Source organism: Glutamicibacter sp. AGC46 (genome assembly GCF_053543715.1).
Window position 1 is genome coordinate 100,393 of the sequence record NZ_JBLVOJ010000007.1, and the last position, 12,449, is coordinate 112,841.

Genomic DNA, 12,449 nt, shown 5'->3' on the forward strand with positions numbered 1-12,449 from the left:
GGGCCCCCCCCGGTTCGTGCTCTTGCCTGCGTTTCTAGTAGGTGCGATCGGCCAGGACCTCGGCCGCTTCATCCTGGGTGAAGGCGGCGTCTTCAACGACGATGCGCTTCTCCACGGATTCGCCGGCTACAACCTTCTTGGCGATTTCTGCCAAATCTTCGCCCAGCAGCGGGTTGCATTCGACGATGTAGTTGATCTTGCCGTCAACCAATGCCTGCATGCCGTCCTTGACTGCATCAATGGTGACAATCTTGATGTCCTCGCCTGGCTTCTTGCCGGCTGCCTCGATCGCTTCAATGGCGCCCAAGCCCATGTCGTCGTTATGGGCGAAGACCAGATCGATATCGTCATGGGAGTTCAGGAAACCTTCCATGACCTGCTTGCCGCCTGCGCGGGTGAAGTCACCGGTCTGCGAGTCGATAATCTCGATGTCTGTGCCCTCGATGGCCTTTCCGAAGCCTTCCTTGCGGTCGATGGCCGGTGCTGAGCCGGTAGTTCCCTGCAGTTCGACAACCTTTAGGTCCTTGTCCAGATTCTCTACAACCCAATCCCCGGCCCGCTGTCCTTCTTCAATGAAGTCGGAGCCGATGAACGAGGCAAAGAGCGTGTCGTCGGTGGTGTCAACGGCGCGGTCGGTGAGGATCACCGGGATGTTGGCGCTCTTGGCTTCTTGCAGCACAGCATCCCAGCCCGTTTCTACCACTGGGGAGAAGGCCAGGACGTCAACGCCCTGCGCGATGTACGAGCGCAGAGCCTGGATCTGGTTCTCCTGCTTCTGCTGGGCATCAGAGAAGCTGAGCTTGAAGCCGTTTTCTTCGGTCAGGGTGTCTTGGATGTCCTTGGTATTTGCCGCGCGCCACCCGGACTCGGCGCCAACCTGCGAGAAACCGATGGTAATGGTCTCAGAACCGGATCCTCCGCCTTCGCTGCCACTGGAATCCGAGCCGGCGCATGCGCTCATGGCTGCCATAGCTGCGATGCTGAGCGTTGCCAAGCCAGTGCGCAAAAAGGTCTGTCGTTTCATCGTGAGTTCCTCCTCGTGGGTCCCCGCCGGATAATGGTGGAGTGAATGGTCTCCGGCACCAGAACAATGTGTCGATGGTCACAATGTTAGCGCTAACAATTTAGGGTGGGAAGAGCCTTCCGGCTGTTGATTTCTTTTTCCACTGCCAACGGGTGACGGTTTTCAATCCAAATCGATATCCGACTAGGTAAAAAGGAATCAATGAGAGAAGGGAAATTATCCGGATTTAATCAATTGCTTGTTCGTCAGCTCGGCAATTCGGCACAAATATCCCTGAATTCTTGTCCTGCTTGACGGTGCGCCTCATGTAAGGATGCAGTGTGCGAAACTGGGCATGTGGATGCACAAATTATTTACACGATCATCGCCGGGCTGCTGCTAGTCGTATCGGCATTGGGCACCATCTTCCCGGTGCTGCCCGGCTCGTTGCTGACGATCGGCACGCTCTTGGGCTGGGGCTGGCTGCTGGGTTCCGGTGCTTCCTGGTGGGCGGCCGGCCTGGGCATGGCGATCGCCTTGCTGGGCTGGTCCGCCTCTGCGATCCTGACCGGCAAGAAACTCAAGGAACATCAAATCCCCAAAGGTTCCATTCTCTTTGCGGTCGTGGGTGCCATCGCCGGTGCTTTCCTCATTCCCGTGATCGGCATGTTCGTCGGTTTCGCAGTGGGCCTATTCGCCGGTGAAAGCGTGCGCCGGCGCGAAGTCTCCGGCGCACTCGGCTCATCCTGGGCTGCGTTGAAGGCCATGGGCCTGGGCATCGTCGTGGAATTCGGCTGCGTGCTGCTGGCCTCCTCCATTTGGGTCATCGGCCTGATTACCCACTTCGTCACGCGCTAGATCCAGCCCATCTCGCGGGCGTAGCGCGCGGCCTCGATGCGGTTGGCAGTGCTGGTTTTGCCGATCGCATTGGACAGGTGGTTGCGCACAGTTCCCACCGAGAGGTGCACCGCCGAGGCAATCTGCGATACCGGCGAGCCGGAGGCGGCCAGTGAAAGGATCTCGCGCTCACGCCCGGTCAGCGGGTTGCTGCGGCTCTCCACGCTGAGCATGGCACGCTGCGGATCCACTACCTTGTCCCCGCAATAGACCCTGCGGATGGCGGCAATCAGCTCGGCCGGCGGATAATCCTTGACCAGGAAGCCGTGCGCTCCGGCTTCGAAGGCCTGGCGGAAATATCCGGGACGGTCAAAGGTGGTCAGGATCAGCACCTTCACCTCGGCGTGGCTGGCCTTGAGTTCTGCTGCAGTGCGCAGCCCGTCGTGCCGCGGCATCTGCACATCCAGCAACGCGATGTCGGCAGGGTGCGCATCCAGTGCGGCGGCGACCTCGTCACCATCGGCGCATTGCGCAACAACCTGGATATCTTCTTCGAGGTTCAGCAAGGCTGCCAGCGCGCCCCGGACCAGGTGCTGGTCATCGGCGATGAGTATCCGGATCACGCTGCACTCCCCTCTGCCTCGAAGGCCACTTGCACGCTGGTTCCGCCCAGCCGCGATGCCCCTACTGTACAACTGGCACCGAATTGCTTGGCGCGTTCCTGCATTCCCCGGATGCCGTGGCCTGGCGTGCTGGCTTGCAGGCCATCCCCGTCGTCATCGACGCTGACTTTTCCGGGTTCCAGATGCAGCACGATGGTGCTGGCGTGCGCGTGGCGCAGCACATTGGTGACCGCTTCGCGCAGGATCCATGCCACATGCGAACGCAGCTGCATCGGGACTTGCTCGGCGGTTCCTGCCACCGTGAATTCGAGGTTGTTGTCGTCGCACGCCTGCTGCAGCTCGGCCAGTTCCCCGGCCAGGTCCTGGCGGCTGAGCCCCTGCACCGTCGTGCGCACGGAGTCCAGCGCGTCCACGGCCAGGGCGCTGAGTTGTTCCAGTTCTCCGCGGGCCTGGGCGTACTGTTCCTGGTCCATCAGGCGCAGGGCCAGCTGCGCCTTCAAATTCAATGCGGTCAGCGAATGCCCGATGCCATCATGCACGTCCCTGGCCACGCGCTCCTGCTCGGCGACCAGCAGGTAGTCGCTGCGGATCTTTTCTGCTGCGGCCGAGCGCCGAATGGCGGCCACGGTAATCGCGTACACCACCATCAGCACGAGGTTCAGGCCGATCAGGAAGATCGCGTCCATGAACTGCCCGTAGACGATCGGCAGCGCGAAGCTGAGCACCAGCACCGCGGCGTAGGCCGCGATGGCCCACTTCCTGCTGAGCAAGAAGATCGCGAAGGAGGTGATGAAGGGGAAGAGCCCCATGGTGGTCAACCCGATGACCGGGATGCCCAGGGCGATAATCGCGCAGAGGACCAGGAAGTTCGCATGCGCCCTGCGAGCGCTGGTTCCGCCTTGCCCGATATTCTGGGAGAACTTGGCGTAGGACTGCAGGTAGACGGCGGCGAAGAGGGCGATCAGCGCCAGGCCGATGATCCGGGTGGGCAGCGAGTAGTCTTCCACGAGAAGGTCCAGCACCGGGAAGACCAGGAAAATCACCCAGACGCCGGCGACCAGCCAACCTCGGCGATCCCAGAATTTCTGGTCCTCGTCGATCTCGCAGAGCGGATCGCTCGCCGGCGCGGCGCCGGGCAGGCTGCGGCTCACTGGCGTGCCTTGGCCTTCCTGGTGGCGAGTACCGCGAAGAGAACGAAGATGAGTGCCCATGCCACAAGATTAGCGGTTGGGATCCATAACGCATCCGGCGCCATTTCGATTCCGGCAGGCATGTCCTTGAGCAACGGGTAGCGGGCCAGGGCTACGTAGCCGTACATCGGGGTGAAGCGCGCCGCGTCGAGCATGCCTCCTTCCAGGGGCATGAAGACGTTGCCGAAGAAGGCGAAGAACACCATCAGGCCCGAGGCCAGGCCCAGAGCCGATTCGGATTTGAACATCATGCCAACCCCGATGCCATAGCAGGCGAAGACCATGGCGCCGAGCAGGATGATCAGGTAGCTCGCTCCCCAGATCCACCCTTCTTGCACTTCGGCTCCAGTCGCGGCGCCCAGGGCGAAGACTACTGCTGCCGAGGCACCGGCTACGGTGGCCGCGACGATCATCTTGCTGCTGACGAACATGGCCGGCGGCATTTTGGTCAAGGCAATTTGCCTGCCCCAGCCCTGCATGGTTTCGGTGGCCACGGTCCCGGCGATTGCCACAGTGCTGACCGCCGCCCCGTAGGCTGCCATGGAAATCATCAGATAGAACTTCACGTTGCCGGCGCCCAGCTCGAACTCGGTGTAGCTGGGGATGTTGCCGAACAGGATGTACATGGCGGCGGGCAGCAGCAGGGCGAAGATCAGGTTGTACCCATCGCGGAAGTGCCGCGCGAATTCCACGCGGATGTAGGTGCTCATCATGATGCGTCCTTGGTCAGCTGGATGAAGGCCTCTTCCAGGCTCGGTGAGGAAATTTCCAGGTCGTAGCCCTGGTAGTCGGCGAGTAAAGCGGCCGCGAAGCGGTCGGAATCGGCGCTGTGGAAAGCGAAGCGCAATCCGTTGCGTTCGGCCACCTGCACCGAATTATCAAAAACCCCGGCTCGTTCGGCATGCTCCGCCGAGGGGAAGGAAGCGCTGACGGTGCGTCCGGAGATGAGCTTGCGCAGCTCTTCGGTGGCGCCGTCGGCAACAATGCGGCCTTGGCTCATCAGCACAGTGCGTTCTGCGAAGTTCTGGGCTTCTTCCAGATAGTGCGTGGCGAAAATGACGGTGCGCCCTTCGGTAGCTTCTTCTCGCATCGTGGCCCAGAAATCCCGGCGGGCCATCACGTCCATTCCGGCAGTTGGCTCATCGAGGATCAGTACATCCGGGTCGGGCAGCAGAGCCAAAGCGAACTTGATGCGCTGCTGCTCGCCGCCAGAGCATTTGCCCACGCGCCGCTTGGCGATCTTATCCAGCCCCGTGCGTTCCATGACCGGACCAATGCGATCTGCTTGCTCATGCATGTGGGCGATGACTGACACCGTTTCCTTGACGGTCATATCGCGCAGCAACCCACCGGTTTGCAAGACGGCAGAGACCCGCCCAGCGGAGATGGCTTGGCGCGGATCCAAGCCGAGGATTTCCACCGACCCTCCGGTGGGTTGGGTCAGGCCCAGGATCATGTCCACGGTTGTCGTCTTGCCAGCTCCATTGGGTCCCAGGAAGGCCACGATCTGTCCGGTCTGGATCTGCAGGTCAATGCCCTTGACTGCTTCAACTTTGCTGCGCGGCGTTGAGAAGGTCTTCTTCAAGCCGCGGAGCGAAACGGCATTCGTTCTAATCAGCGTTTCCATGCTTCTTAGTCTTCCCCCTTTGCCGGGTGTGCAGAAGAGCAGAAAGTCATGCGTTGCCCATGACCGTTGTCATGGACCGAATCCAGGTGGCTCGATGCAACCTCGCCGACTTTTACGTCGAATCCCGCTGTGAGCTTGGCAACTTGCCGCTTCCCAATGTTCCCCCGGCTCTCGTTGCTGGCCCCGTGAAAAGCCATGATCACTACGGGTCAACGAACAACTTGGAGATTTTCGCCCTTGTGGCCGGGTTGTCCCCCACCAGAGATTACGGATGGCACTCTGGGAAACTCACAGCGTACTCACGTAGGATTTTTGCTGTGCTAGATCATTCTTCGTTTCTTTCCCTTGTGACCGATTATGCGGCTCCAACCATGGGCGCGGCTTTCCTGCCCGACTGGTTGAACCCAGTCGTCTTCCTGAACAACCCCGCGCTTGGCCCATGGGTCTTGCTGCTGGTTTGCGCCATTGTCTTCGCCGAGACCGGCTTGCTGGTGGGCTTCTTCCTGCCAGGCGACTCGATGCTCTTCACCGTTGGCATGCTCATTGCCACCGGCACCATCCAGATTCCGTTGTGGCTCTTCGCCGCCGCGATCTTTGTCTGCGCCTTCGCAGGTGACCAGACCGGCTACATCATTGGCAAGAAATCCGGACCTGCCATCTTCAAGAAACCGGATTCCCGCTTCTTCTCGCAGAAGAACGTTGAGCGAGCCCACGAGTTCTTCGAGAAGTTCGGCGGCCGCGCGGTGATCCTGGCACGCTTCGTTCCAGTGGTCCGCACCTTCGTCCCGGTAATCGCTGGCGTAGCGAAGATGAACCACAAGACCTTCATCCTCTACAACCTGATCGGTGCCGCCCTGTGGGGAATCGGCGTCACATTGCTGGGTTATTGGCTGGGCCAATTCACCTGGATCGAAGAGAACATCGACCTGATCTTCATCCTGATCGTCCTCATCTCGGTGATCCCTATCGGTGTTGAACTGCTCAAGGCCCGCAAGCCGAAGAGCAAGACCCCCGAAAACTGATCTTCAAGCACTTCGGCGGCGGAACTGACCGCCGCCCCACTGTACGCCGCGGCGCATCAACCAATGTTCACATGGTTGGATTGTGCCGCGGCGTACTCCTTTGCAGACAAGATTTTCGTCATTGTCCACGGCTTGAATCGCTTCACGCGTGATCGGGCGGATGGCATTGGCCAGCACTTCGCAGTCGCAGAATCCGCCCAGCAGCTGCATTTTCCGGTCAATCGCGGTAGCTCGCGGAGCGCTCGCATCGCGATAAGACAAGAGGAAGAGATGGGTCCCGTCGCATCCTTGCGCGCAGACCGCACGATACAAATAGCACGCAAGGCATTCATGTTCGACAGGTTCGAGTACTGCAGGCATTGGTGGCTCCTTGAAACAGTGGATGGCAGTAACGAAGCGTTACTGCCATCCACTGTCCATTTTGAAGCGCCGCGCGCAGCGCATTGCTCACCTAATGTGGAAAACTAGCTTCCTGCCAAGCTCTGCCGGAGGAAAGCCGCAACGCGTTCCAGCGCTTCTGCCACACGCTCATATCCGGCCGCGAAGGACAAGCGGATAAACAGGTGGCCTTCGAACGGATCAAAGTCGCCTCCAGGGGTCAGCGCCACATGCGCATGCTCCAAGACCGCTTGGCAGTACTTGCCCGCAGAACCGAAATGCTCCAAGACTTCGGGGGCCAACCGGCCGTAGAGGTAGAAAGCCCCATCGGCGGGAGCTGCCTCGCTGATGCCCAGGCTGCTGAAGTGCTCCAACACGTGGGCTCGGGTGCGGGCGAACTCGGCCACGCGCTCATTGGCTTCATCGAGGCTCTGCTGTTCAAAGGCAGCTACCACCGCGCGCTGTGCTGGCGCTGGAGCGCATAAGGCGAGGTTCGAAGCCAGTGCGTCCACCGTTGGCACTAGCTCATCGGGCACGATCATCCAGCCCAGACGCCAGCCGGTCATCCCCCAGTATTTGGAGAAGGAGGAGACAACGATGGACGAGCGGGAGAACTCCCACGAGGTATGTGCCTTGCGGTCTGGGACGAGTTCAATGCCGTGATAGATTTCATCGCTAATCAGCCGCACATCATTGGCTTCGCACCAGGTGGCCAAGTCCGAGAGCTCGCCGGCGCTGAACATGGTTCCGGTGGGATTATTTGGCGACGCAACAACCAGCCCATCGAGGCGTCCATGCTCCTTCTTGGCCGCCTCAAGCAGCTGCACGGTGGGCTGGTAACGCTGTGCTGCACCGGTGGGCAAGTCAATAACTTCCAGCCCCAGGGCACCCAGAATATTGGCGTAGGCCGGGTAGCCGGGACGGGCCAGCGCCACCACGTCTCCGGCATCGAAGGCTGCCAGGAACGAAAGCTGGAATGCACCGGAGGAACCGGTGGTCATCACGAAGTTCTTTGCGAGGATCTGCACCCCGTAGGTGTCTTGGTAGTGCTTCGATAAGGCCTGTCGGGTTTCGAGCAGGCCCGCGGTTGAGGTGTACCCGAAGTCGGCGTGATCGGCATGCAGCTTCGCGGCCAGGTCATTCACGGCCGCTGGAGCGCCGCCGCCAGGTTCTCCCACGCACAACGAGATCACGTCGTGGCCGGAGGCCCGCATCGTGGCGACCTGATCAACAATTTGCATCACTTCAAAGGGAGCTACCTTGGAACGCTGGGAGGCTTGCACTGTTTGTCCTTCTTTTCGCAGGCGTGGAAAACCGAAGCGCCCTCGCTTTGGTCTTCTCAGCTATCTGCTTCAAGGCTATCGGCTCCAGCTTGGTATTAGTGCGCGAGACAGCCGGTGAGCAGGCTCACCGGCCCAGTTCACCCTCCGTTTGCCTCATATCCACCCTCGGGGCATGCGCCCCGGGCATCCTCAAGGTACCCGCCTTTTGCAGGCGACACCTCGCACAGGAGAACGCACTATGAACAACAAGCCCCTCTCGGCCGCCCTTGCCGCCGCTGTATTGATCCCGTTGGTCTTGGCGCCGGCAGCCAGCGCCGCTGCTCTGCCAGGAACCGCTGCTTCCGAGCTTGCAGCGGCAACGGCCAAGTCCCCGGAACCGGGTTTCCGCGTACTGCCTTACCTTCAAGCTCCTGCTGCCACGTCGATGACCATCAACTGGATCAGCGAAACCGATGAGCCGGGCACGATAAGCCTCTCGGGACCGGGACTGGGAAAGTCCGGGAAGCAGAGCAGCGCACCACAGTACCTGGACCTCATGGAATACACCCGGGCCGAACTCGATCAGCAGATCGAGGGCTTGAAACAGGGCTCGTGGTTGAAGTCGAATTCGAACTACAAGCACTCGGTGACCTTCCAAGGCCTGCTGCCCGGAAAGTCCTACAACTACACCGTGACCCAATCAGGTGAAACCCACAGGGCGGCTTTCAAAACGGCTCCCAAGGGCGAGGCGTGGAAGAACGTGCGCATCATTGCGTTCTCCGATTCTGAAACCGAACCACGCGGACGCACCGAGCACCGCGAGTGGGAGCTCTCCCCGGTCAACGGCTACACCGCAGATTCCATGCAGCGTCCGGGTGCGGGGTCCAAATGGGATCAGCAGTTCGGCATGACCACCCGCAACGGCGAACCGACCCTGCGCTACCCGCTGGACCAGTCCACCGCATTCAACGAGAACCTCAAGCACATCGAAGCTGCCGATCCGGACCTGGTCATGATGGCAGGCGATCTCACCCAGGGGTCGGGCTACCAGCCGGCGTGGGATGAGTTCTTCGGCCATGTGGCCGGCGAGCATTCGGACTTGGCCTCCAGCGTTCCGCTGCTTCCAGCTTTGGGCAATTGGGAAACCTATGCGGCACTGAACGGCGGCTACGGCACGGAAGCCGACCGCACCCCCGCGGTCATCTCACGCAACCGCTTCCTGGATTATTTCTCCTTGCCGCAGGACCCCGAGCACCCCGAGTACAAGGGCTCGTACTACCGGGTGGATCATGGACCGGTGACCGTGCTGACTCTGGATTCCACCAACGGCCGTCCGGACGAGGACACCAGGACCGGCCAGCTCTCCGGAGAGAAGTTCTCTGGCGATGATACGAATATGGCCGCAGGAAATCTGTCCACCGACACCCAGGGCGAGTTCACCTTCGAATCCTATGTCCAGGGATTCAAGGACCTGTTCCCCGGCGCCACCGCGCAAGACGTTGACCTGCCCAACATGGATGCCGCATCTGCGCAGTGGAATTGGGCCGAAAAACAACTAGCCGACGCCCGCGCCAACGGCCAGATTGTGCTGGTCCAGTTCCACCACTCGGCCTACTCCAACGGCGTGCACGGCACCCCACCGAACCACGAGCACCCTGACAATTAGTCGGGCACCGCGATGCGCGCCTACACCCCGATGTTCGAGGAGCATGGCGTGGCAGCGGTCATCTCCGGCCACGATGAAATGTTCGAGCGTTCCTGGGTGGACGAGGATGGGGATGCCCGCGGCTTCCACTCGTATGATGTCGGTGTAGCCGCCGATGGCTTGCGCGGCGAGAAGCTGGTGCAGAATGCCGAAGGCAAGTACGAGCCGCTGCGTTTCAACTCGCACTCGCAGTGGTCAGCTCCTGCCGACGAGCCAGAGACCTGGGCCAAGGATGAGGACGGCGTTCCGCAGCTGGTCTCCGGCGGACTGCACTACGGGCACCTGCAGATCGATATCGCCAATACCGCGAAAGGCGCAGAACTGACCTTGACCCCGGTTCACATTTTCCCCCAGCAGGATTCGGAATACCAGTTGGGAAAGACCGAGCGACGCGCCTATGACGACGTCGTGAGCTTCGCGGTAGGCAAGGATGGCGTGCCGCTGGCGAAGTAGTGCCCACGGCAGCGACGACTTGTCGCCACGGCTGCACGTAGTGGAGTATTGAAGCAGACGGCAAGACGCTGGTCAGAGCATCGTAGAGAGTAAGGCAGCAGATGAGTGAGCAACGCGTTTTCAAGGCAGTAGTCGGCAAGGAAGGCGGCTGGTGGAACATCTGGGTTCCGGAATTGGACCATGTGACGTCCACCCGGAAATCACGCAAGATCGCCCTTTACACCCGCTCACTGATCGCTGCGGTTCTGGGGATTGACGAGTCTTCCTTCCGCGTGGAACGAGAAGTGGTCAGCGCCGAAGAATTCGAACGCCGCTACACCGAAGCCGTGCGCAAAGCCAACGCCTGAGTTGGTATTGGCCGCCGTTTCCCCTACCCGGGCAAACGGCGGCCTTTTGCTATTTGCCCGTCTTTTCCAGTTCGCGTTCCTTGACCGGGTGACGGGAAAGGATCGAAATCCGGTTGAAGGCGTTCATGGCGGCGGCAATCCATTGGATGGCTGCCACTTGCTCCACGCTGAGCACCAGACGGGCCGATGCCACCGCGGCGATACGCTCTTCTGGCTTGGGCAGGTCGGTAGCGGCTTCAGCGATGGCTAGTGCTGCGCATTCTTCTTCGCTAAACAGGCCGCCGCATTCATCCCATGTGCTCAGCAGGTTGATGCGTTGCAGGCTCTCCCCTGCGTCCAGTGCCTTGCGGGCATGCAGGTCCAGGCAGTAGGCACATCCATTGATCTGCGAGACGCGCAGGTTCACCAGCTCGGCGGTGCGGTCGCTGATTCCGGCTGCGCGGTAGGACTTGGCGACATCTTTGGAAAATCTGCCAATCGAGTTCCATAGCTCTGGATTGGTCTTATCAAGGAAAAGCGGGTCTGAAACGGCCATATCAGAACCATACATGCAGTCGTAGACCTCCTGCACGAAGAGGGGTCGTTAACGCACCGTGGAGAGCAGCGAAAGCTGGTCTCCACGGTAAATGCTACTTGTCGCCGTCGGCTGCGAGCTGGCCGCAGGCGCCGTCGATTTCCTTGCCTCGGGTATCGCGCAGCGTGGTTGGCACGCCGAGCTCATCGAGGCGGCGAACGAACTTGGAGGTGATATCCGGTTCGCTGCGGGTCCAAATGGAGCCCGGCACCGGGTTCAGCGGAATCGGGTTCACGTGCACCCAGCCGCGGCCGCGCGCGGTCAGCTTCTTGGCCAGCATTTCTGCACGCCATTCGTGGTCGTTCATGTCCTTGATCAGCGCGTACTCGATGGAGACACGGCGACCGGTCTTCACGTAGTAGTCGTACGCGGCATCCAGTGCCTCGTCGACCTTCCAGCGCGAGTTGACCGGGATCAGCTCGTCGCGCAGCTCATCATCGGGCGCATGCAGCGACAGCGCGAAGGTGACCTGGACATTCTCCTCGGTCAGCTTGCGGATCGCCGGAACCAGGCCAACGGTGGAGACGGTGATGCCGCGGGCGGCCATACCCAAGCCCTCGGGGGCATCGGCGACCATGCGGTGCACGGCGTTCATCACGCGCTTGTAGTTGGCCAGCGGCTCGCCCATACCCATGAACACGATGTTGCCCACGCGCTCCTCGGGGTGCTGGCGTCCGCCCAGTCCGCCTTCGGCGATCACGCGGTTGGCCTGGACGATCTGGTCCAGGATTTCAGCGGTGGACATGTTGCGGGTCAAGCCCGCCTGGCCGGTGGCGCAGAACGGGCAGTTCATGCCGCAGCCGCACTGCGAGGAAATGCACAGGGTGATGCGGCCCGGGTAGCGCATCAGCACGGACTCGACCAGCGAGCCGTCGAACAGGCGCCAGAGGAACTTGATGGTCTTGCCATCATCGGTTTCCAGGCGCTTGACCTCGGTGAGCAGCTTCGGGAACATGGCCTCGGCCAGTTCCGCACGGCGCTCCTTGGGAAGATCGCTCATCTTCTCCGGGTCGGTGGTGTAGTGCTGGAAGTAGTGCACGGAGAGCTGCTTGGCGCGGAAGGCCGGCAGTCCCAGTTCCTTCAGCTTGGCCTGGCGCTCGGCCAGGGACAGATCAGCCAGGTGCGTTGGCGGCTGGGAAACGCGGCGCTTGGTGGCGAACTGCAGCTCTGGACGACCATCGGCACCCATCTCCTGCTTCCAGCCTTCGGCGGTTGGAACGACCTGGGCGCGGCCTTCGGCTTCGGCTCGGGACTTGGAGATGCGCATCTGCTGGGCGCGCTGGGCCGCGGCCTGCTCATTGCGCAGTGCCTTGCGTTCTTCAGCGGAAAGTGGGGTGGAATCGATGGAAGTCATTGCTACCTATTGTTTCATGTATCCGCGAGTATTTGGCGGTGAGTTTGGGCACGCGAAAACAGTCCCGGGGGGGG

General features: G+C 61.0%; 14 protein-coding genes. 5 read left to right on the forward strand and 9 right to left on the reverse strand.

Annotated elements, in window-relative coordinates; translation table 11 throughout:
- Window positions 1-34: 34 nt before the first annotated feature.
- Entirely contained in the window at window positions 35-1,024 is a 990-nt protein-coding gene (locus ACNPM8_RS02230) for an ABC transporter substrate-binding protein (protein ID WP_105656171.1), read from the reverse strand.
- A 336-nt stretch (window positions 1,025-1,360) separates the two neighbouring features.
- Here ACNPM8_RS02230 and ACNPM8_RS02235 point away from each other — a divergent pair, with 336 nt between their 5' ends.
- Window positions 1,361-1,861, forward strand: a complete 501-nt coding sequence (locus ACNPM8_RS02235) for a DUF456 domain-containing protein (RefSeq protein WP_208294262.1) — start codon at window positions 1,361-1,363, stop codon at window positions 1,859-1,861.
- On the opposite strand, the gene ACNPM8_RS02240 is transcribed toward ACNPM8_RS02235, so the two are convergent.
- Genes ACNPM8_RS02240 through ACNPM8_RS02255 form a run of 4 tightly spaced genes read right to left on the reverse strand, consistent with a single transcriptional unit; the run spans window position 1,858 to window position 5,280 of the window.
- Window positions 1,858-2,463, reverse strand: a complete 606-nt coding sequence (locus tag ACNPM8_RS02240) for a response regulator (protein ID WP_448939222.1) — start codon at window positions 2,461-2,463, stop codon at window positions 1,858-1,860. The two genes, ACNPM8_RS02235 and ACNPM8_RS02240, sit on opposite strands and share 4 nt — an antisense overlap.
- The gene (locus tag ACNPM8_RS02245) at window positions 2,460-3,614 is read right to left on the reverse strand and encodes a sensor histidine kinase (RefSeq protein WP_448938891.1); all 1,155 of its coding nucleotides are present in this window, start codon (window positions 3,612-3,614) and stop codon (window positions 2,460-2,462) included. The genes ACNPM8_RS02240 and ACNPM8_RS02245 overlap by 4 nt, the downstream gene beginning before the upstream one ends.
- A complete protein-coding gene (locus ACNPM8_RS02250) occupies window positions 3,611-4,363 on the reverse strand; it encodes an ABC transporter permease (protein WP_448939223.1) in 753 nt (250 codons plus the stop codon). The genes ACNPM8_RS02245 and ACNPM8_RS02250 overlap by 4 nt, the downstream gene beginning before the upstream one ends.
- Complete coding sequence (locus ACNPM8_RS02255) at window positions 4,363-5,280, reverse strand: ABC transporter ATP-binding protein (protein ID WP_448939224.1); 918 nt, start codon at window positions 5,278-5,280, stop codon at window positions 4,363-4,365. Before ACNPM8_RS02255 ends, ACNPM8_RS02250 begins: the two co-directional genes overlap by 1 nt.
- A gap of 347 nt (window positions 5,281-5,627) precedes the next feature.
- Here ACNPM8_RS02255 and ACNPM8_RS02260 point away from each other — a divergent pair, with 347 nt between their 5' ends.
- Window positions 5,628-6,302, forward strand: coding sequence for a DedA family protein (locus ACNPM8_RS02260; RefSeq protein ID WP_365942750.1), 675 nt, complete (start codon window positions 5,628-5,630; stop codon window positions 6,300-6,302).
- A 3-nt stretch (window positions 6,303-6,305) separates the two neighbouring features.
- On the opposite strand, the gene ACNPM8_RS02265 is transcribed toward ACNPM8_RS02260, so the two are convergent.
- Complete coding sequence (locus tag ACNPM8_RS02265; RefSeq protein WP_105656164.1) at window positions 6,306-6,662, reverse strand: DUF2695 domain-containing protein; 357 nt, start codon at window positions 6,660-6,662, stop codon at window positions 6,306-6,308.
- Window positions 6,663-6,766: 104 nt separating this feature from the next.
- Window positions 6,767-7,963 carry a pyridoxal phosphate-dependent aminotransferase gene (locus ACNPM8_RS02270; protein WP_448939225.1) on the reverse strand — a complete coding sequence of 399 codons (1,197 nt, stop codon included), beginning with the start codon at window positions 7,961-7,963 and terminating at the stop codon, window positions 6,767-6,769.
- A gap of 238 nt (window positions 7,964-8,201) precedes the next feature.
- On the opposite strand from ACNPM8_RS02270, the gene ACNPM8_RS02275 reads away from it, so the two are divergent.
- From ACNPM8_RS02275 to ACNPM8_RS02285, 3 genes are all read left to right on the forward strand, one after another.
- Window positions 8,202-9,608 carry a metallophosphoesterase family protein gene (locus ACNPM8_RS02275; protein ID WP_448939226.1) on the forward strand — a complete coding sequence of 469 codons (1,407 nt, stop codon included), beginning with the start codon at window positions 8,202-8,204 and terminating at the stop codon, window positions 9,606-9,608.
- A gap of 12 nt (window positions 9,609-9,620) precedes the next feature.
- Complete coding sequence (locus tag ACNPM8_RS02280; protein WP_448937788.1) at window positions 9,621-10,100, forward strand: hypothetical protein; 480 nt, start codon at window positions 9,621-9,623, stop codon at window positions 10,098-10,100.
- A 101-nt stretch (window positions 10,101-10,201) separates the two neighbouring features.
- Window positions 10,202-10,447 (forward strand): hypothetical protein, encoded by a 246-nt coding sequence (locus ACNPM8_RS02285; RefSeq protein WP_105656161.1) that lies wholly within the window; start codon window positions 10,202-10,204, stop codon window positions 10,445-10,447.
- 49 nt (window positions 10,448-10,496) lie between these two features.
- On the opposite strand, the gene ACNPM8_RS02290 is transcribed toward ACNPM8_RS02285, so the two are convergent.
- Entirely contained in the window at window positions 10,497-10,982 is a 486-nt protein-coding gene (locus ACNPM8_RS02290; RefSeq protein WP_365942754.1) for a carboxymuconolactone decarboxylase family protein, read from the reverse strand.
- Between the two features lie 94 nt (window positions 10,983-11,076).
- Complete coding sequence (gene rlmN, locus ACNPM8_RS02295) at window positions 11,077-12,288, reverse strand: 23S rRNA (adenine(2503)-C(2))-methyltransferase RlmN (RefSeq protein WP_448939268.1); 1,212 nt, start codon at window positions 12,286-12,288, stop codon at window positions 11,077-11,079.
- Window positions 12,289-12,449 lie beyond the last annotated feature (161 nt).